The sequence below is a fragment of the Psychroserpens sp. NJDZ02 genome, assembly GCF_004843725.1.
Lineage (GTDB): Bacteria > Bacteroidota > Bacteroidia > Flavobacteriales > Flavobacteriaceae > Olleya.
In genome coordinates this window covers 1,985,309-2,005,372 of record NZ_CP039451.1, presented here as the reverse complement: position 1 = coordinate 2,005,372, position 20,064 = coordinate 1,985,309, and the positions used below count along the sequence as shown (strand labels likewise).

Here is a 20,064-nt window from a genome sequence, read left to right as displayed (position 1 = left end):
TATTAGTCAAAAATTATGCGAAAGCTTACAACCTAACAATTTGTTTTACCTATTGTAGCATTGGTTTGCTTTATCCCTTTTACAGGGAACAAACGCCAGAGACCTACTATTTTCAATATATTACAAAACAAAGTAAGTTGTTAGCGACTCGATTTTATTGATTAATCAAATAATGAATCTGTTGCTCCTGCAATTCATTCAGCAACTCATTGGTCACTTGTATTTTTTGCTTTCGACTAATCATGGTTAATTTAATTTTATCTCTATTATCGTACACCAAAAAGTTAAGCGCATGATTACCAGGATGCATTGCTATCAACTCCTTTAGATATCTAATTTTTTCAGCTTCAAGCTCTTTAATATTTAATTGAATCGAGATTTTTCTAACATTTTTCTCCATGACATCGTGCAATAACTGAAAGCTATTAAATTGCAATCTTGGATCACTCTTTTTACCGGTATCACGATTTACCCAACCTTCTCTAACAAAAGCCTTAACGTGTACAAATGTGTTTTGTAATAAAAATGGACGGTGTTTTAGATACTCTTCACCAAAAACCCTAAATTCAAACGTATCTGTATAATCTTCAATGGTAAACATTGCCCAACCTTTACCTTGCTTACTCACACGATGTTGCACATCTGTAACAACACCTCCAAAAGTAATTTCTTTATTAACATGAGCGCTTAAGTCATTAAAATCTGAAATGGTTCCATTACAAAACGATTTCATCTCTGTTCTAAAATCATCTAAAGGATGTCCTGAAATATAAACTCCAACCACCTCACGTTCTCGAGATAGTTTTTCCATGGTTCCCCAAGTTTCACATTCAGGAATCACAGGTTCTTCAATCTGCACATCACTATCACCACCAAACATACTGACTTGTGCCGAGTTTTCATTTTCTTGATGCTTTGCACCATATTTAATAGCCTTTTCTAAAAAGGTTAATTCGCTTCCATCTTTAAAAAAGTATTGCGCACGATGTGTATCACCCAACTCATCAAAACCACCTGCTAATGCTAAATTTTCAAATGCCTTTTTGTTAGCGGCACGTAAATCAATACGTTTTGACAAATCAAATATCGAAGTATATGGCCCATCTTCATCTCTATTATTAACAATAGTCATTACAGCGCCATGCCCAACTCCTTTTATGGCTCCCATACCAAAACGCACCGCATTGTCCTTGTTTACAGAAAACTTATAATAAGATTCATTTACATCTGGTCCAAGTACCGGTAGTTTCATGCGCTTACACTCGTCCATAAAAAAGGTCACCTGTTTAATGTCATTCATGTTATTGGACAATACCGCAGCCATATATTCGGCTGGATAATGCGCCTTTAGATACGCCGTTTGATAAGCAATCCACGCATAACACGTCGAGTGCGATTTGTTAAAGGCGTAACTAGCAAAGGCTTCCCAATCCTTCCAAATTTTCTCAAGCTTTTTAGCATCATGCCCTTTAGCACTGGCTTGCTCGATAAATTTTGGTTTCATTTTATCCAAAACCGCAATTTGCTTTTTACCCATCGCCTTACGCAGTACATCGGCTTCACCCTTTGTAAAATCTGCTAAAGACTGTGACAGTAGCATTACCTGCTCTTGGTATACTGTAATTCCGTAGGTTTCCTTTAAGTACTCTTCCATTGCTGGTAAATCGTACTCAATATCCTCGTCACCATGCTTTCTACGTACAAAACTTGGTATGTATTCCATTGGACCAGGTCTGTACAGTGCATTCATGGCAATTAAATCGTCAAAAACAGTAGGTTTAAGATCTTTTAAATGCTTCTGCATTCCAGGAGATTCATATTGAAATACACCAACTGTTTCTCCACGTTGAAACAACTCGTAAGTCTTTTCATCATCCAGAGGAAAACTATCTGGATCTAATAATATATCATGTTTAGCTTTAACTAATTTTACAGTGTCTTTAATAAGCGTTAGCGTTTTCAGACCCAAGAAATCCATCTTTAACAGTCCTGCATCCTCCACCACAGAGTTATCAAACTGTGTGACATACAAATCTGAATCTTTTGCCAAAGCCACTGGTACGAACTTAGTAATATCATCTGGCGTAATAATTACACCACAGGCATGTATCCCTGTGTTTCGAACAGAACCTTCTAATGATCGTGCAATATTTACGGTTTCGGCAGACAAATCATTTCCATCCGAAATATTTAAAAGCTCGTTAATTTTCTCTAAATCTTCAGCTCTAAACTTTTGCCCTAATTCTTTTTCGGTTAAACCGAAAATCTTACCCAACTTAGACATTGTAGGAATCAGTTTTGCAATCCTATCTGCATCAAACAAAGGTAAATCTAATACACGTGCCGTATCTCTAATCGAAGATTTTGCAGCCATAGTACCGTAGGTAATAATCTGCGCCACTTGACTACTTCCATACTTTTCGATAACGTAATCCATAACACGAGATCGGCCTTCGTCATCAAAATCAATATCAATATCGGGCATACTTACACGATCCGGATTCAGGAAACGCTCAAAAAGTAAGTTATACAATAAGGGATCAATATTGGTAATCCATAAACAATAGGCAACTACAGATCCTGCTGCCGATCCACGCCCTGGACCTACAGAAACGTCCATTTTTCTAGCTTCGCGTATAAAATCCTCTACAATCAAGAAATATCCAGGATACCCCGTTTTCTCAATAACGCTTAGCTCAAAATCCAATCGTTCAATAACAACATCGGACAACTCTTCTCCATATCGTTTTTTAGCACCCACATAAGTTAAATGCCTTAAAAGGGCATTCTCCCCACGTTTTCCTCCATCAACTTTATCCTCTTCACTTGCAAACTGTTCCGGAATATCAAACGCAGGCAATAATACATCCCTAGCCAATTGATACCCTTCAATCTTATCAACCACTTCTTGGATATTCGAAATGGATTCAGGCACATCCTTAAACAAACTTTTCATCTGATCTCCAGATTTAAAGTAGTATTCTTGGTTAGGCAATCCATAACGATACCCTCTACCACGACCAATTGGTGTGGCTTGTTTTTCACCTTCTTTTACACACAATAAAATATCATGCGCATTGGCATCACTCTGCTTAGCATAATAGGTATTGTTAGACGCTATTAACTTAACATCATGTTGTCTTGCTAATTTTATTAAAACAGGGTTAACACGGTTTTCATCTTCCTGATCGTGTCGCATCAGTTCTACATACAAATCATCACCAAATGTTTCTTTCCACCAAATTAACGCTTCTTCTGCCTGATTTTCTCCAACATTTAAAATCTTACTTGGAACCTCTCCATACAAGTTTCCTGTTAAACAAATCAAGTCTTCTTTATACTCCTCAATAAGTTTTTTATCTATCCTTGGTATATAATAAAACCCATTAACATAAGCATGAGACGATAATTTTGCAAGGTTGTGATATCCATTTTTGTTTTTTGCAATTAAAACAATTTGATACCCGTTGTCTTTTCTGGTTTTGTCCGTGTGATCCTCACAAACAAAAAACTCACAACCAATAATTGGCTTTATTTCTTTTGCAGTTGTTGTGGTTCCAGCAGCTGCGGCTTCTTCAATTTTAGCTTTTGCAGCTTTATTATGTTTATTAGCAGCATTTACAAAGTGGAATGCCCCCATCATATTAGCATGATCTGTTAACGCCACAGCAGGCATACCATGCCCTGCAGCAACTGTAATCAAATCAGCAACACTCATTGTTGACTGTAATACAGAAAACTGAGAGTGGTTATGTAAATGCACAAAGTCTACCGTTTGTAGATCCTTGATATTTTCTTTAATCTCCGCAGTACTAATCTCGTTAGTATCTTGCTTTTGTAATTTTTCTTGGATTTTAGCACTTTCCCGTTTTAGGTTAATATGCTTTAATCCTATTAACTGAATCGTTTGAGGATTCTCTTTATTAAATTGCTCAAAGTATTCTGGAGCAACATCTAACTGTTCTTTTGTATATTTTTTTAAACGTATTAATTCTAAAAAACAACGTGTTGTTGCCTCCACATCGGCAGTAGCGTTGTGCGCCTCTCCAAAAGGTTTATCAAACAAAAACTGGTGCAACTCGGTTAACGTTGGTAATTTAAAACGCCCATAACGTCCACCAGGTAATTCACATAAAGCAGCAGTCTGCTCCGTACACGTATCTAAAACCGGTAATTCTTGCAATGGATTCTCTACATTTCCACGCACAAACTCGGCACCCATAATATTCAAGTCAAATTTCACATTCTGACCCACCACAAATTTAGCTTTACCTAATGCCGTATTAAACTTTTCTAAAACGTCTGCTAAAGGGACTCCTTGCTGCTGTGCTAATTCTGTAGAAATACCATGGATTTTCTCTGCATCATACGGAATATTAAATCCGTCCGGTTGCACTAAATAATCCTCATGCTCCACACAATTACCCATCTCGTCATGCAATTGCCAAGCAATTTGGATACATCTAGGCCAATTATCGGTATCAGTAATAGGTGCATCCCAACGTTTAGGTAATCCGGTGGTTTCGGTATCAAATATTAAATACATGTCAATGTTCTTAGAGGGTTTTGCTCAAAAATACGAGCCTATAAAAGTACGTAGAATTAATTTTTATTTAAAGTGAAATCACAAACAGTTGTAAACAAAAAAAGCCAGTGCGTAAACACTGGCTTTTTAGAGTCTCTAATACACGATATTAGGACACTAATTCTTCATGTACTTTTTCTGTATTAATGGCTGCTTGAATAGCATGTCTATGCTTTGCAATTAAATTATCAATAGTTGGTGGTAAATTATTTTCTTTCAACAATGTATCGTATTCTTCCAAACTTGCTTCCTCTCCTTTTATAGCTTCTTCTAAAATGGCTTCTTCATTATTTGAAGAAAATACTGATTTTAAGCTCATCCAATTTCTGTGCATTGTTCCCTTAAAACTACCTGAGTCCTCCGGAATTTGTCCATATTGCAAGATTTCTGTTCTTAACTCTTTAGCAAACTGACTGCGTTCAGACGCACGCCTTTTGAAAAATAATTTTAATTCGTTGCTTTCTACATTATCAATAGCATTAAGATACCCTTTTTCAGCATCATAATTTTTCACTAATAATTCATTTAACTTTTTTGAAATTTCTTCTCTGTAATTCATTTTATCTCTATCATTTTAAATTCCAATAACCTTCTTTATAGATGTGTATTGTTTCTCATCTTCCCTTTCAATATACAACAAACAACAGCCGTCACCATAGGTTTTAACAGGGTTTATGATAGCCTTAAGAGTATTTAACAAAAAAAAGCCAACACAAATGTGCTGGCTTTTTTTTGTTAAAAATATATTTAGGTTTTGTTTAGTTAGTGCAATCTCCCAACCCGTCAATTAAGTCTTGTATAGAACCATCTGTATCTCCACACACTTGCTTATTAACCTGAAGTGCTGTTTTATAAGCATTACAAAAATCGGTGTATTGTACTCCTGTCGGATCCACACTATTTAAATTAACTTTAGTTGTAACAACCACCGCTGTGGCATTTTGACAAGCTACATTAACCTCCGTATCATTATTATTAACCACTGCAATATTTGTAATAGGCACATTATGAAAATGGCCTCTATTAAAATTCTCCGTTTCTAATCCTTCAGTATCGTAAGCTGTAAAAGTAAATGTTCCAGAAACTGTTCTCTCTATTAGATTGTACTCAGCTAACACAATACTTCCTTCCGATGGGTATATTTGCACTTCTGGATTGGGAATATTATTAGTACTATAAACCTTACCCGATGCTCCTTCAAAAACCACTGAAGACACCGTGTTCCCCAATAAATAAGTTTTTTCTAAAGTGTTATCTGTTTTAAGGCTTACAGTTTCAGCACCTCTAACTCCCGTTATTGTAAGATCTCCAGACGTATCCACATTTGCTCTAAAACTACTAGCTTCCCACAATTGTGAATTATGATAACCAATAAAGGCAGGCGTATTAAATACCAAATCATCTGTACAGGAACACAGACCCAATGCAAGGACTAGCAGGTATGTTATTTTTTTCATTCGTTAATTAGTTAGTTACAACATCAAAAATATAATAATTTAATTTATAACGTAGATTTCCTTTAAAAACTTGAAAATTAAAAAATTATACTATCTTTGCAGACTTATTAATAATAGAGGTCGCGAACCTCGCAAATTAATTACATATGCCAGTAAAAATTAGATTACAAAGACACGGTAAAAAAGGAAAACCTTATTACTGGATCGTAGCAGCTGATGCTAGAGCAAAAAGAGATGGTAAATACCTAGAAAAATTAGGTGCTTACAATCCAAACACAAACCCTGCAACTATCGAATTAGATGTTGATGGAGCAGTACAATGGTTACAGAATGGTGCACAACCAACTGATACAGCAAAAGCTATTTTGTCTTACAAAGGAGCAATGCTTAAAAACCATTTAGCAGGAGGAGTAAGAAAAGGTGCTTTAACAGAAGAGCAAGCTGAAGCAAAGTTTACAGCTTGGTTAGAAGAAAAAGCAACTAAAGTAGATGCTAAAAAAGATGGTTTATCTAAAGCGGAAGCTGATGCTAAAGCCAAAGCTTTTGAAGCAGAAAAAGCAGCTAATGAAGCTAGAATTGCAGCTAACGCTCCAGTTGTAGAAGAGGCTCCTGCTGAAGAAGCAAAAGCTTCTAACGAAGAAGAAGAATAAAAATTATTTTTTATACTTTTAAACTCCGATAATTTTTATCGGAGTTTTTTATGCAAAAAACTTTTCTTATGGATATTAAAGATTGTTTCTTTTTAGGTAAAATTGTTAAAAAATATAGCTTTAAAGGCGAATTGCTTATTAAGTTAGACACGGACGAACCTGGCTTATACGAAAACCTTGATTCGATGTTAGTGGATTTAAGAGGATCACTTGTTCCTTTTTTCGTAGAAAGTTCTCAATTACATAAATCAGAATTACTTCGTGTAAAATTTGAAGATGTAGAGACCGAAGCAGATGCAGATAGCTTAATAAAAAGCAAAATTTATTTACCCTTAGCGGCACTTCCGGAATTAGAGGATGATAAATTTTACTTTCATGAAATTATCGGCTTTACTGTGGAAGATAAAAACTTTGGAACGGTTGGAATTATAAAAGCTGTAAACGACAGTACTGCTCAATCTTTATTCGAAATTGATCGCGATGGTATAGAAATTTTAATTCCGATGAATGATCAGTTTATTTCTAAAGTCGACAAACCTAATAAGACTATTTTTGTTGAAACCCCAGAAGGTCTAATCGATTTATATCTAGAAGAATAACCCGCATCATGCTGAATTCACATCAGTATTTCAGCCAAAATAATGAGATCCTGAAACTAGTTCAGGATGACGTAATGGTAGTAAACTATATTTATTGGTGTTCTTGAAGCAATAATTGACTTATAACTAGAATAATAACCCACGTCATGCTGATTTTATTTCAGCATCACAGCCCGAAATAATTAAATCCTGCAATACATTCAGGAGGACATAATATGAGTAAGCCTTTTCAATTTAAAGAATTTACCGTCCAACAAGACCAATGCGCCATGAAAATTGGCACAGATAGTGTTTTGCTTGGTGCTTGGACCCCGTTAGACACCAATCCTTTTGCTGTTTTAGATATTGGCGCAGGAACAGGCGTCTTGTCTTTAATGCTAGCACAACGAAGTAACGCAGGAGTTATTGATGCTTTAGAAATTGACGAACAGGCTTACGAGCAATGTGTGGATAATTTTGAAACCTCCCCTTGGGCAGACCGTTTATTTTGTTATCATGCGGATTTAGCAGAATTTGTAGAAGAAATTGAAGATAAATACGAACTTATTATTTCTAATCCTCCTTTTTATTCTGAAGACTATAAAACCAACAATGACCAACGAGATCTAGCACGTTTTACGGACGCCCTTCCCTTTGATCATTTAGTAGATAGTGTTTCCAAACTACTCTCTAAAGATGGCATATTTTCTGTTGTTATTCCTTTTAAAGAGGAAGTTAACTTTATAAATTTAGCTTCAGAAGTTAAGTTATTCCCTAATAAGATCTTGCATGTTAAAGGATCTGACACTTCGGAAATCAAGAGAAGTTTACTCGCATTTTCTTTCCGCGAAAGCGATATAAAAATAGATACTTTGATTATTGAAACTGCACGACACCAATACACGGACGATTACATTAACTTGACCAAAGATTTTTATCTTAAAATGTAGTTGATTTATATGTTTATAAGCCTTTCGACTGGGCTTCGGATGACATTGTAATACACTTTTTTCAGATCAAGATGAGTTCTTGAAACAAGTTCAGGATGGCGCAGCGTGGGTGATATTATATGTACTAATTTACTATTGTCTTTTCTTTTTGATGATGGGTAAGGTAACACACAACATATCCCAAAAAATTTAATCTCAAAATATAGTTTGATTTAGTACTTATAAATCCTTCGACTGCGCTCAGGATGACATTGCTTTTCCTAGGAATTTAGAATTATAATAAAATTATTTTATGATTTATCATGAGGTCCTGAAATGAATTCAGGATGACGCAGCTTGTGTAAATTTGCTTGCAGCCATTGTGTTTGGTGTTTCGAGAGAGACCCTTCGACTGCGCTCAGGATGACATTTTTGGAACTATTAGACTTTGTTCTAAAATGCTAAATATGTTATTATTTACGCGTAAACAAAAGGATTCGTAAAAAAATACCTTAATTTTTAATATAATATTGTGTTCTGCAAACGATTTCGTTATTTTTGTTAGGAACAATAAGCTACATTAACGGTTTATTTATAACACAGACTAAAATGAAACCAGATTTATTTGAAGCTCCAGATTACTATAATCTTGACGAACTTTTAACTGAAGAACATAAATTAGTACGTGATGCTGCTCGTGAATGGGTAAAGCGTGACGTCTCTCCGATAATAGAAGAATATGCTCAAAAAGCTGAATTCCCAAAACAAATCGTAAAAGGATTAGCAGATATTGGTGCTTTTGGACCTTATATTCCTGTGGAATATGGCGGTGCTGGATTAGACCAAATTGGTTACGGATTAATCATGCAAGAAATAGAGCGTGGAGATTCTGGAGTACGTAGTACAGCATCTGTACAATCCTCTTTAGTGATGTATCCTATCTGGAAATATGGTAACGAAGCACAACGTCAAAAATACTTACCAAAGTTAGCTAGTGGCGAATGGATTGGTAGTTTTGGTTTGACTGAGCCAGACCACGGAAGTAATCCAAGCGGAATGACCACTAACTTTAAAGATATGGGTGACCATTATCTTTTAAATGGTGCGAAAATGTGGATCTCAAATTCGCCTTTTTGTAATATTGCTGTCGTTTGGGCAAAAAATGAAGAAGGTCGTATTCACGGTTTAATTGTAGAGCGTGGCATGGAAGGGTTTACAACACCAGAAACACATAACAAATGGTCACTTCGTGCCTCTGCAACAGGCGAGCTTATTTTTGATAATGTTAAAGTCCCAAAAGAAAACTTATTACCTAACAAATCTGGATTAGGCGCACCATTAGGTTGCTTAGATTCGGCACGTTTTGGTATTGCTTGGGGTGCAATTGGAGCAGCAATGGATTGTTATGATACCGCTTTAAGATACTGTAAAGAACGCATCCAATTTGGTAAGCCAATCGGACAGTTTCAATTACAACAAAAGAAACTAGCTGAAATGATTACCGAAATTACTAAAGCTCAATTATTAGCTTGGAGACTTGGTGTGATGCGTGAAAACGGAACAGCAACCTCTGCGCAAATTTCTATGGCGAAACGTAATAATGTAGATATGGCGTTAACTATTGCTCGTGATGCTAGACAAATGTTAGGCGGAATGGGAATTAGTGGCGAATACAGCATTATGAGACATATGATGAATTTAGAAAGTGTTGTTACTTATGAAGGGACACATGACATCCACTTACTAATTACAGGATTAGATGTTACAGGCTTAAACGCTTTTAAATAGTACTGATAATTAAAATATTATAAAAATGCACGTCTATTTGATGTGCATTTTTTTTGTGTTATTTTTACTTATATGTTTTCAGGAAAAAAGAAATTAGATCGCGCCTACCAACAAGCTAAAGTTTTAGACTTTGATGACACGTCTAAATTTATACTATTTAGCGATTGCCATCGTGGTGATAATAGTTTTGCAGATGATTTTTCTAATAACAGAAACATCTATTACCACGCTCTAAAACACTACTATGTTAAGGATTTTGATTATGCCGAACTTGGCGATGGTGATGAGCTTTGGGAAAACATATCGTTTAATGCCATATTAAATGCTCATAAAAACGTGTATATGCTTATGAAACAGTTTCATCAAAGACAGCGTTTGCATATGATTTGGGGGAACCATGATATGGTTTATAGAAATCCTGAATATGTTAAGAAAAATCTATCTTCTTTTTTTGATCCTAAAGTAGGTAAAGATGTCGAGCTTTTTAAAGACCTGTCTTATAACGAAGCGATTGTTTTAAAACATAAAGATACCAAACAAGAAGTATTTTTAACGCATGGTCATCAAGCCGATTGGTGGAATTACACTTTCTGGAAATGGAGCAGATTTATGGTCCGTGTGCTTTGGAAACCTTTAAATGTTATGGGTATTGCCGATCCAACAAGTCCTGCTAAAAATTACACCGAACTCATAAAAGTAGAACGTCGTACTAAAAAATGGATTACCGCAAACAATAACCTCATTACTATTGTTGGCCATACCCATAGACCACGTTTCCCAGAACCTGGCGATGTGGCCTTTTTTAATGATGGTAGTTGTGTTCACCCACGATGTATTACTGGTATTGAGATTGAAAATGGTGCTATCTCACTAATTAAGTGGCAAATTGCAACTAAAGAGGATGGTACTTTGCAAATTGTACGTGTGCTTTTGGAAGGTCCACGACGTTTGGTAGATTATAGGAGTTAGATTTTTGGTCTCTATTTTTTATGTTTATAACTACGGTTTTGAATGCTAGTTTTAGATTGTATATTATCTTTTCTATAGTATTTAAAACTGCTTCGCGTTTTTAGCAAACTCTCCGATTTTTTTCTCAAAAAAATCACCTCTCTTTTACTAAAGAGAGGAGCTACATCGCATCGTGATTTGTATGGTGATTTACTTTTTTTTGCTTGATATATAGGTTTAGCTTGATTGTGATGGTTATAGTGTTTTGAAATAGTAATTTTGAATAGCCGTTTTTATGCTAGTCTTAGATTTTTCGCTGCACTATTAATGACATCAGAACTACAGCAACAAAAACCCTTAAATAACAGAATAATCACCTAGCAAATATTCCTCATTTTTGTTAAAGGGAAGTGGTTTCGGTAATACCGAAAGCGGAGGGTTTGCATAAAACGCGAAGCAGTTTTTATAGGATTGAGAGTATGCGAGAAAACAGATTGATTCACTATGTTCGCAATAACGAGTTACTTTGAATTATATCAGAACTACAGCAACAAATACTCTTGAATAACAGAATAATCACCTAGCAAATACTCCTCACTTTAGTTAAAGGGCGGTGGTTTTTGTGCAACTAAAAGCGGAGGGTTTGCATAAAACGTGAAGCAGTTTTTATAGGAATAAGAGTTTGCGAGAAAACAGATTGCTTCACTGTGTTCGCAATGACGAGTTACTTTGAATTACATCAGAACTACAGCAACAAAAACTCCTGAATAACAGAATAATCACCTAACAAAAATTCCTCACTTTAGTTAAGGGGAAGTGGTTTTGGCGCAACCAAAAGCGGAGGGTTTGCATAAAACGCGAAGCAGTTTTTAACTGACTAGAAGTTTAAATCCCTACGCTATACTTATAATAAAACCCTACTTACACAGCAATTTTATAATTTAAGATTCTGGCGCCAACTCCACTTCCAAACCTTCCATTTCTGGTGTCATTTGAATTTGACATCCCAATCTTGAATTGTCTTTTACATCAAATGCTTCGCTAAGCATAGCTTCTTCATCATCTTGCATTTCCGGAAGCATTGTATCACTTAACACATAACATTGACAACTAGCACACATTGCCATACCGCCACAGATTCCGATAGTCCCTTCTGGAGCAAGCTCGTAACTACGCACGACTTCCATTAAATTCATAGCCATGTCTGTTGGTGCTAAAATCTCGTGTGTGACACCGTCTCTGTCTGTTATTTTTATGTTTATATCTTGTTCCATTATTTAGCTTTTTACTGAGGCTATTGTTACTTTTCTTTAATTATTTGTTGTGTAATTGCGCTATCTTTTTAGGATAACGTTACTCAACTTTTTTACTTGTGTGATCCTGAAACAAGTTCAGGATGACGTTTGATTGTTACTATTGTATTTATATCAATTTACTTGTGTGATCCTGAAAAAAGTTCAGGATGACGTAGTGTTACAATTGTGTTTTATTACTTTACGACCCTTCGACTGTCCTCAGGGTGATATTTGATTTTTGCTAATATTATATTACCAACCACATATCAAATTTAATGCCTTTTTTGATATAAAAAAAAACCTCATTGATTTTAAAATCCATGAGGTCCAAGTCTTTATATTTTCGATTTTAAAAATCTTAGCATTACTTTAATCAATTGCTTTTACAACTGCTTTTGGTGCTTCTTTACGTGTTCCGTCAAATCCATCGACACCACTTACGGTTGTATATTTTAATACGTAGCGTTTTCCTGGGTTAATTATTTGATAGGCTGACTGACACATTAATGTCGCTTCATGAAATCCACAAAGGATTAATTTTAATTTCCCTGGATACGTATTAACATCTCCAATAGCGTAAATACCTGGTATGTTAGTTTGATAGTCTAAGGCATTATTAACTTTAATAGCATTTTTTTCTATCTCTAATCCCCAATCTGCTATTGGTCCTAATTTTGGAGATAAACCAAATAGTGGAACAAAATGATCGCATGGTTTTGTAAACGTCTCTTCTCCTTGCTTAATGACAATTGCTTCCACTTTACCATTACCCTCTACTCCAACAACCTCAGCAGGTGTAATTAGATTAATTTTACCGGCATTTTTAAGTTCTTGTACTTTTTCTACAGAATCTAAATGACCTCTAAACTCATTACGTCTGTGTATTAAAGTAACTTCTGACGCGATATCACTTAGGAAAATACTCCAGTCTAATGCCGAATCTCCTCCACCCGCAATAACTACTTTTTTATCGCGGTAAAATTCTGGCTCTTTTATAATATACTCGACACCATGATCTTCATAATCCGATAGGTTATCAATTTTAGGTTTACGAGGTTCAAAACTCCCTAGTCCACCTGCAATTGCTACTACTGGCGCTTGGTGTTGTGTGCCTTTATTTGTAGTAACTATAAACGATCCGTCGTCTTGTTTCTCTATTGTCTCTGCACGCTCTCCCAGAGTAAATCCAGGTTCAAATTGCTTGCATTGCTCCATTAATTTACGCGTTAAATCACCCGCTAAAATTTCTGGATATGCAGGAATATCATAAATAGGTTTTTTTGGATATAACTCTGAACATTGCCCCCCTTGTTGCGGTAATGCGTCTATTAAATGACATTTAAGTTTTAATAATCCTGCTTCAAACACTGCGAAAAGACCTGTTGGTCCTGCGCCTATTATTAGTATGTCTGTTTTAATCATTCTATAACTTTTTGATAATGGTCTTTAGCTTTTGGCTATTGACTTTTTAAACGTTGCTTATTACTTTGACTAAACAAAGGTACACGAAGCGTTTGTCTAATTTTATGACTTTTGTTAGCTTTTAGTCTCGCGTTAGGGATGTAATACTTCGACTACGCTCAGTACAAGCTCACTGTTTGAGCACCTCGCATAGTACTAGTAGTGAGAGCCCAACCCTTGTGGTAACGCCCAAACTATTTTTTACCCTACGTTAATGACACGCTCTATCTGCGGTGCATATTTTTTGATGGTCATTTCTACACCTGACTTTAACGTCATTTGATTGACACTACATGAGGTACACGCGCCTTCTAACTGCACTTTTACTTCGTTATTTTCTATCGATAAAAGGGTGATATCTCCACCATCACTTTGTAAAAAAGGACGAATTTCTTCTAACGCTTTTTCTACATTTAGTCTTAGCTCTTCTGTTGTCATTTATTTTTTATTAACTGCAGAACATCCTGCCATAGTGGTTATTTTGATAGCTTCGGTAGCTGGTAAATTATCGTTACGATCAACAACTTGTTGCACTACGTTTTGCGTAATTTTTTCGAACGCTTTTTCTAGAGGTGTTCCGGTTTGCATTGCTGCTGGACGACCAACATCTCCTGCCTCACGAATACTTTGTACTAATGGTAGCTCTCCTAACAATGGGACTTGTAAGTCTTCTGCTAAGTGTTTTGCACCTTCTTTACCAAAGATATAATATTTGTTATCTGGTAATTCTGCGGGTGTAAAGTAAGCCATGTTTTCTATAATTCCTAAAACGGGTACGTTAATACTGTCTTGTTGGAACATTGCCACTCCTTTTTTAGCATCTGCTAAGGCTACTGTTTGTGGTGTACTTACAATCACTGCGCCTGTGATTGGTAGTGATTGCATAATACTTAAATGGATATCTCCTGTTCCTGGAGGTAAGTCCAATAATAGGAAATCCAACTCGCCCCAAGCCGCATCAAAAATCATTTGATTTAATGCTTTGGCTGCCATTGGCCCTCTCCAAACGACTGCTTGATCTGGTTTTGTAAAAAACCCGATAGATAATATTTTAACCCCGTAGTTTTCTACAGGTTTCATTTTTGATTTACCGTCTACTGTTGTTGATAATGGACGTTCTGATGCCACATCAAACATAATTGGCATTGATGGCCCATAAATATCAGCGTCTAAAACACCTACTTTAAAGCCCATTTTTGCTAATGTAACCGCTAGGTTTGCAGTTACTGTAGATTTACCTACACCTCCTTTTCCTGAAGCTACAGCTACAATATTTTTGATACCCGGAATATGTTTTCCTTTGATAACATTAGGTGCTGACTTTTCTGGTGCGTCCACTGTAACGTTTATTTTAATTTTAGCTTTTTCGTATACGTTTTTATGGATGGCTTGTAGAATTTCTACTTCCGTCTTTTTACGTGCTTGAAGCGCTGGGTTTTTTATTGTAATGTCTACAATAACCTCGTCTGCAAAAGTGACAACGTTTGTTATTGCTCCGCTTTCGACCATATTTTGACCTTCTCCAGGAACGGTTATAGTTTCTAAGGCTTTAAGTATATCTTGCTTGTTTAATTTCATTTTTTTGCTAGAAAAAAAGAGATTAGAATGGAGAAATTAGACTGTTGTCCGACTCTCAAAACCAACTCTTGGTAATTATTAACTAATTCAGAATGATTCTAAAGTGCAAAGATACTACATAAAGCTTGAAAGATAAAGTGGTTGGTTTGTTGTTTTTTTATGGTGCGATAGTTGGAATTTATAACAACTCTGAAGGATTCCAAAAGACTGTATCCAAATTTTGTATTTGGTTATCAATAACCTCAACACCCTCACTCTCTAATAATTGCTGCATTAAATTAGTCCCATCAAAATGATGTTTTCCAGTTAGCAAGCCTTTGCGATTTACTACGCGGTGTGCGGGAACCTCTTTATTATGAGAACCATTCATGGCATACCCAACCATTCTGGCACCACGATTGGCCCCTAAATAATTAGCAATAGCACCATAACTGGTCACACGACCATATGGAATCTGCTTAGCCACTTCGTACACTTTCTCAAAAAAATTAAGCGTTTCTGGCTTCATCGAATTAAAAGTCTTTGGCAATATTTATAAAAGTAATAATTGCGATCACTCCTGTAATAGAACCAATAATATAGTTCATGTTTTTTTGCGACTTTAATTTTTCGTTTTTAATTTTCTTCAAGAAAAACACATACAAATAAAGCATTATAAATGTGCCTATAGCAGCTCCTGCCACATAAGTTGCGACATTAACATTATCCAATGTTATTAAACCCAAGCTAGCCAATGTAACACTCATATATGCCTGATAAGGAATAGGAAACACGTTTAAAGCTGATAGAAACATCCCATAAAAAAACTGACTTCGTTTGCTTTTTCTTTCGCGTTCTTTTTCTGGTTTAGCTTCTTTTTTTGCCAAAAGAAAAAAGTAAACCGTTATCAAAACAAACAAAACAAAAGCGACACGCTGTAATATTTGAACGGTCTCTGGATGCTTACTTAAATAACGCGCAAAAATAACCGCTATTAGTGTTTGCACAATCACGATGATGCAAACGCCTAAAGAAAATACTAAACCACGACTATAGCCTTCCTTTATACTGATTTTTGCAGCAGTCATGTTGAGAAGTCCCGGAGGGATTACTCCAACTAAAGCAATTAGTAGGCTTGTAAAAAAAGTAATTGTTAAATTCAATAGTTAGTTAATTTTGAATCGAATATACGTAATTGGTTTGTTTTGTTCCAAATAGATACTCTCGTAATGTGTTTGGATAGCTGTCACGTCTTCCGGACTCCCTTCTTGTCTATACACGTCATTATTAGACTGCAAAACCTCATGACCTTCACCATGCAATAGCCCTAAGGTATACCCGTGCATAAACTCGGAGTCCGTTTTAAGATTCATGATTCCATCAGGCTTTAAAATATTTTTGTAACGTTTTAAAAACGTAGAATTTGTCATTCTGTGTTTGGTACGCTTGTATTTTATTTGTGGATCCGGAAATGTTATCCAGATTTCGTCAACTTCATTTTCTGCAAAAACAGATTCTACCAACTCAATTTGAGTACGGATAAAAGCAACGTTTGGCATACCATCTTCTGTTGCAGTTTTGGCTCCTCTCCAAAAACGCGCTCCTTTAATATCTATACCTATAAAATTTTTATTCGGATATTTTTTACCCAAAGCAACACTGTACTCTCCTTTACCACAACCTAACTCTAGTACTAATGGGTTGTCGTTTTTAAAGACGTTTTTATTCCAATGTCCTTTATGCTCGTAAACCTCGTCCACTAATTGGCTTCTAGATGGCTGAAACACATTATCAAAGGTTTCATTCTCTCTAAATCTTTTTTGCTTATTCTTACTCCCCACGTTCTTAACTATTTGTTGTTTCTGGCGTAAAATTAAGGAAATATAGTTAAGTAGGTTTATGATTACCTTTGATTTTGATATTTTACTGCGTTAAGGATGGAAGTGGCATCCTTTTTTTGCTGCCATATATGGCAAAAAAAGATATAACGGACAGCCTGACCTTTTAGGTAACGCCCAAATTACTATAATGAAAAAAAGAATTCTTGTTGCGCCTTTAAATTGGGGAATTGGTCATGCCACGCGTTGCATACCGATAATTAACGCATTGCTTACCGAAGGCTTTGAACCAATTATTGCTAGCGATGGTCAAGCATTACGCTTACTTGAAAAAGAATTTGAATCCCTTACGTTTATAAAATTACCTTCTTACAATATTAAATATGCTAAATCTAAACAATGGTTTAAATGGCATATGTTGTTACAATTACCAAAAATTAAAAAGGCTATAAAAAGAGAGCGCAACGCTATTAAGCAAATAGTTGTCGATTATAATATACAAGGCATCATCTCTGATAATCGGATGGGTGTGATTTCTAAACAGGTCCCTTCCGTTTTTATTACACATCAATTAAATGTTTTAAGCGGAAATACAACTAGATTAAGCACGTACTTCCATGATCGTTATTTAAAAGCCTTTGATATGTGCTGGATTCCCGACTTTGAAAACACGCCTAATTTAAGTGGATTACTTGGTCATGATTTTAATAACAAAGGGTTAGAATTAAAATATATCGGCCCTTTAAGTCGATTAGAAAAGGTGGCTTTAAAGCCGAAATACAATATTCTGGTTTTGTTGTCAGGTCCAGAACCACAGCGCACGTTACTGGAGGAACAACTACTATCCTCTTTAATTAATTACAATGGAAAAGTGATTTTTGTTAGAGGAAAGATTGAAACAGAACAGACCGTTATGCTTGAAACACCTTTCACGATTTATAATTTTATGCAAACCGAAGAATTGCAAAATGCGATTAATAAAAGTGATCTTATTATTTCGCGTTCTGGCTATACAACCATTATGGATTTAGCCAAATTAGGTAAACAGGCCTTTTTTATACCAACGCCAGGGCAGTTTGAACAAGAGTATTTGGCGGATTATTTAGACAAAAACGGAACGATTGCCAGTTGCAGTCAATCCGATTTTACTTTAGATCAGCTCCACCGAGTCGCCAACTATTCAGGTTTTGAGAGCTTTGAAAATAAGATTGATTTTAAAGCATTATTTACGCTTTTTCAAGCGTAAAAGAAAACTCGCTTCCAATATTAATTTCGCTTTCGACATAAATTTTCTCGTCATGAGCCTCTACAATATGTTTAACAATTGCCAAACCTAAACCAGAGCCACCTTCTTTACGAGAACCACTTTTATCGACTCTATAAAAACGCTCGAATAATCTCGGGATATTTTTTTTCTCGATGCCTTCCCCATTATCCGTAACTCGTATTATTGCTTTGTTTTTAATTAACTTTTCTATACTAACTTCTGTCGTCCCTTTTTCTCTTCCATATTTAATAGAATTAACTATTAAATTTGTCAAAACCTGCTGTATACGTTCTTCATCGCCTTTTACCATTATAGGCTCTTTATAATGCATATCAAACATTAAGGTGATTTTCTTTTTAGCTGCTTTCATTTCTAACAGCTCAAAAACACTTTGTATTAATTGCACAATATCGAAGGTCGCAATATCTAATCGCAAGTCCCCAACCTCTAATTTGGTAATCATATCCAAATCTTTGACAATATATATTAGTCGTTCCACACCTTTATTAGCTCTCTCTAGATATTTGCTAGACACTTTCTCATCATGGATAGCACCATCAAGCAGTGTTTCTAAATACCCTTGTACTGTAAATAATGGCGTTTTAAGCTCGTGCGAGACATTCCCCATAAACTCTTTACGGTATTCTTCTCTGACTTTAAGCGTTTCGATCTCTAGCTTTTTATTTTTAGCATATTGATCGATCTGCTTTGTTAAAGTTGCCATGTCTGTCGTAATACTATTTTTTCTAAAACTGACAGACTCCAAAAGTGTTAAGTCTTTATATATCTTATTGATACGTTTGTATATAAATTTCTCTACCCTGTATTGTATTATCAAAAAGGATACGCTATAGGTTGCAAATGAGAATACAGCTAACTGAAATAAACTTCCGACATGATACAAATAGAAAAAAACGCCCATTAGGAGCGTTAAAAAAACAGTGATTAAAAACGAGGTTTTTAAAGCGAATTTATAAGTCTTTTTTAATTTCAATTTATTCTACAAATTTATATCCAACACCTTTGACTGTTTTAAAACTGTCGTCTCCAATTTTTTCACGTAGTTTACGGATATGCACATCTATAGTACGTCCACCAACAACAACCTCATTACCCCAAACGCGATCTAAAATATCTTCTCTTTTAAAAACTTTACCAGGCTTAGACGCTAGTAAAGACAATAATTCGAATTCTTTACGTGGTAATACAATCTCTTTTCCGTCTAAAACAATCTTATACTCTTCTCTATTAATAACCAAGTTACCGATAGTGATTAATGACCCAGCTGCTTCTTCCGTTTTTAAGCGTCTTAGTAAAGCTTTTACTTTACTAACCAAAACTTTTGGTTTTATTGGCTTGGTAATATAGTCATCTGCACCCGCATCAAATCCGGCAACTTGAGAATAGTCCTCTCCTCTTGCTGTTAAAAAAGTAATAAGCGTGGTACTTAGTTCTGGTATTTTACGAATGGCCTCACAAGCTTCGATCCCATCCATTTCCGGCATCATCACATCTAGAATAATAAGTTGTGGTTTTTCTTTTTTTGCTTTCTTAACAGCTTCTAATCCGTTTTTAGCAGTTACGACTTGATAACCCTCGTTGGTTAGATTGTAACCAACAATTTCTAAAATATCTGGCTCATCATCGACTAAAAGAATTTTAATATCTTTTTTATTCATAGACTTGAAACTTGAATTTATTTTTTAAGTTA

General features: G+C 35.5%; 18 protein-coding genes. 6 read left to right on the top strand and 12 right to left on the bottom strand.

What is annotated here, in order from left to right; genetic code table 11:
• Window positions 1-154 precede the first annotated feature (154 nt).
• From dnaE to E9099_RS08690, 3 genes are all read right to left on the bottom strand, one after another.
• Window positions 155-4,546 (bottom strand): DNA polymerase III subunit alpha, encoded by a 4,392-nt coding sequence (gene dnaE, locus E9099_RS08700; RefSeq protein ID WP_136583266.1) that lies wholly within the window; start codon window positions 4,544-4,546, stop codon window positions 155-157.
• Window positions 4,547-4,694: 148 nt separating this feature from the next.
• On the bottom strand, window positions 4,695-5,144 hold the full coding sequence (locus tag E9099_RS08695) for a ferritin-like domain-containing protein (protein WP_136583265.1): 450 nt from the start codon (window positions 5,142-5,144) through the stop codon (window positions 4,695-4,697).
• Between the two features lie 199 nt (window positions 5,145-5,343).
• Window positions 5,344-6,042: a DUF6252 family protein gene (locus E9099_RS08690; RefSeq protein ID WP_136583264.1), complete on the bottom strand. Its 699-nt coding sequence runs from the start codon at window positions 6,040-6,042 to the stop codon at window positions 5,344-5,346.
• Between the two features lie 146 nt (window positions 6,043-6,188).
• Here E9099_RS08690 and E9099_RS08685 point away from each other — a divergent pair, with 146 nt between their 5' ends.
• The 5 genes from E9099_RS08685 (at window position 6,189) to E9099_RS08665 (ending at window position 10,956) form a co-directional block, all read left to right on the top strand.
• A complete protein-coding gene (locus E9099_RS08685) occupies window positions 6,189-6,692 on the top strand; it encodes a 30S ribosomal protein S16 (RefSeq protein ID WP_136583263.1) in 504 nt (167 codons plus the stop codon).
• A 68-nt stretch (window positions 6,693-6,760) separates the two neighbouring features.
• On the top strand, window positions 6,761-7,291 hold the full coding sequence (rimM, locus tag E9099_RS08680) for a ribosome maturation factor RimM (protein ID WP_101020793.1): 531 nt from the start codon (window positions 6,761-6,763) through the stop codon (window positions 7,289-7,291).
• A gap of 215 nt (window positions 7,292-7,506) precedes the next feature.
• On the top strand, window positions 7,507-8,220 hold the full coding sequence (locus E9099_RS08675) for a tRNA1(Val) (adenine(37)-N6)-methyltransferase (RefSeq protein ID WP_136583262.1): 714 nt from the start codon (window positions 7,507-7,509) through the stop codon (window positions 8,218-8,220).
• Window positions 8,221-8,808: 588 nt separating this feature from the next.
• Window positions 8,809-9,987, top strand: a complete 1,179-nt coding sequence (locus tag E9099_RS08670) for an acyl-CoA dehydrogenase family protein (protein ID WP_136583261.1) — start codon at window positions 8,809-8,811, stop codon at window positions 9,985-9,987.
• A 72-nt stretch (window positions 9,988-10,059) separates the two neighbouring features.
• Entirely contained in the window at window positions 10,060-10,956 is an 897-nt protein-coding gene (locus tag E9099_RS08665) for a metallophosphoesterase (RefSeq protein ID WP_136583260.1), read from the top strand.
• 920 nt (window positions 10,957-11,876) lie between these two features.
• On the opposite strand, the gene E9099_RS08660 is transcribed toward E9099_RS08665, so the two are convergent.
• From E9099_RS08660 to trmB, 7 genes are all read right to left on the bottom strand, one after another.
• Complete coding sequence (locus E9099_RS08660; protein WP_136583259.1) at window positions 11,877-12,209, bottom strand: 2Fe-2S iron-sulfur cluster-binding protein; 333 nt, start codon at window positions 12,207-12,209, stop codon at window positions 11,877-11,879.
• A 390-nt stretch (window positions 12,210-12,599) separates the two neighbouring features.
• Window positions 12,600-13,652: an NAD(P)/FAD-dependent oxidoreductase gene (locus E9099_RS08655; protein ID WP_136583258.1), complete on the bottom strand. Its 1,053-nt coding sequence runs from the start codon at window positions 13,650-13,652 to the stop codon at window positions 12,600-12,602.
• Between the two features lie 240 nt (window positions 13,653-13,892).
• Entirely contained in the window at window positions 13,893-14,129 is a 237-nt protein-coding gene (locus E9099_RS08650; protein ID WP_136583257.1) for a NifU family protein, read from the bottom strand.
• A complete protein-coding gene (locus E9099_RS08645) occupies window positions 14,130-15,269 on the bottom strand; it encodes an Mrp/NBP35 family ATP-binding protein (protein WP_101015480.1) in 1,140 nt (379 codons plus the stop codon).
• 178 nt (window positions 15,270-15,447) lie between these two features.
• A complete protein-coding gene (locus E9099_RS08640) occupies window positions 15,448-15,777 on the bottom strand; it encodes an MGMT family protein (protein WP_136583256.1) in 330 nt (109 codons plus the stop codon).
• 4 nt (window positions 15,778-15,781) lie between these two features.
• Entirely contained in the window at window positions 15,782-16,411 is a 630-nt protein-coding gene (locus E9099_RS08635; protein WP_136583255.1) for a LysE family translocator, read from the bottom strand.
• Between the two features lie 3 nt (window positions 16,412-16,414).
• On the bottom strand, window positions 16,415-17,089 hold the full coding sequence (gene trmB, locus E9099_RS08630; RefSeq protein WP_136583254.1) for a tRNA (guanosine(46)-N7)-methyltransferase TrmB: 675 nt from the start codon (window positions 17,087-17,089) through the stop codon (window positions 16,415-16,417).
• Between the two features lie 187 nt (window positions 17,090-17,276).
• On the opposite strand from trmB, the gene E9099_RS08625 reads away from it, so the two are divergent.
• Window positions 17,277-18,332 carry a UDP-N-acetylglucosamine--N-acetylmuramyl-(pentapeptide) pyrophosphoryl-undecaprenol N-acetylglucosamine transferase gene (locus tag E9099_RS08625; RefSeq protein ID WP_136583253.1) on the top strand — a complete coding sequence of 352 codons (1,056 nt, stop codon included), beginning with the start codon at window positions 17,277-17,279 and terminating at the stop codon, window positions 18,330-18,332.
• On the opposite strand, the gene E9099_RS08620 is transcribed toward E9099_RS08625, so the two are convergent.
• Window positions 18,313-19,275, bottom strand: coding sequence for a sensor histidine kinase (locus E9099_RS08620; protein ID WP_136583252.1), 963 nt, complete (start codon window positions 19,273-19,275; stop codon window positions 18,313-18,315). The two genes, E9099_RS08625 and E9099_RS08620, sit on opposite strands and share 20 nt — an antisense overlap.
• Window positions 19,276-19,348: 73 nt before the next feature.
• A complete protein-coding gene (locus E9099_RS08615; RefSeq protein ID WP_136583251.1) occupies window positions 19,349-20,032 on the bottom strand; it encodes a response regulator transcription factor in 684 nt (227 codons plus the stop codon).
• Window positions 20,033-20,064 lie beyond the last annotated feature (32 nt).

Coding starts and splice junctions, on each gene's coding strand:
- E9099_RS08685 (WP_136583263.1), top strand. CDS start 6,189: ATGCCAGTAAAAATTAGATTACAAAGACACGGTAAAAAAGGAAAACCT.
- E9099_RS08640 (WP_136583256.1), bottom strand. CDS start 15,777: ATGAAGCCAGAAACGCTTAATTTTTTTGAGAAAGTGTACGAAGTGGCT.
- E9099_RS08690 (WP_136583264.1), bottom strand. CDS start 6,042: ATGAAAAAAATAACATACCTGCTAGTCCTTGCATTGGGTCTGTGTTCC.
- E9099_RS08650 (WP_136583257.1), bottom strand. CDS start 14,129: ATGACAACAGAAGAGCTAAGACTAAATGTAGAAAAAGCGTTAGAAGAA.
- E9099_RS08665 (WP_136583260.1), top strand. CDS start 10,060: ATGTTTTCAGGAAAAAAGAAATTAGATCGCGCCTACCAACAAGCTAAA.
- E9099_RS08670 (WP_136583261.1), top strand. CDS start 8,809: ATGAAACCAGATTTATTTGAAGCTCCAGATTACTATAATCTTGACGAA.
- E9099_RS08620 (WP_136583252.1), bottom strand. CDS start 19,275: ATGGGCGTTTTTTTCTATTTGTATCATGTCGGAAGTTTATTTCAGTTA.
- E9099_RS08615 (WP_136583251.1), bottom strand. CDS start 20,032: ATGAATAAAAAAGATATTAAAATTCTTTTAGTCGATGATGAGCCAGAT.
- rimM (WP_101020793.1), top strand. CDS start 6,761: ATGGATATTAAAGATTGTTTCTTTTTAGGTAAAATTGTTAAAAAATAT.
- E9099_RS08625 (WP_136583253.1), top strand. CDS start 17,277: ATGAAAAAAAGAATTCTTGTTGCGCCTTTAAATTGGGGAATTGGTCAT.
- E9099_RS08655 (WP_136583258.1), bottom strand. CDS start 13,652: ATGATTAAAACAGACATACTAATAATAGGCGCAGGACCAACAGGTCTT.
- E9099_RS08695 (WP_136583265.1), bottom strand. CDS start 5,144: ATGAATTACAGAGAAGAAATTTCAAAAAAGTTAAATGAATTATTAGTG.
- dnaE (WP_136583266.1), bottom strand. CDS start 4,546: ATGTATTTAATATTTGATACCGAAACCACCGGATTACCTAAACGTTGG.
- E9099_RS08660 (WP_136583259.1), bottom strand. CDS start 12,209: ATGGAACAAGATATAAACATAAAAATAACAGACAGAGACGGTGTCACA.
- E9099_RS08675 (WP_136583262.1), top strand. CDS start 7,507: ATGAGTAAGCCTTTTCAATTTAAAGAATTTACCGTCCAACAAGACCAA.
- E9099_RS08645 (WP_101015480.1), bottom strand. CDS start 15,269: ATGAAATTAAACAAGCAAGATATACTTAAAGCCTTAGAAACTATAACC.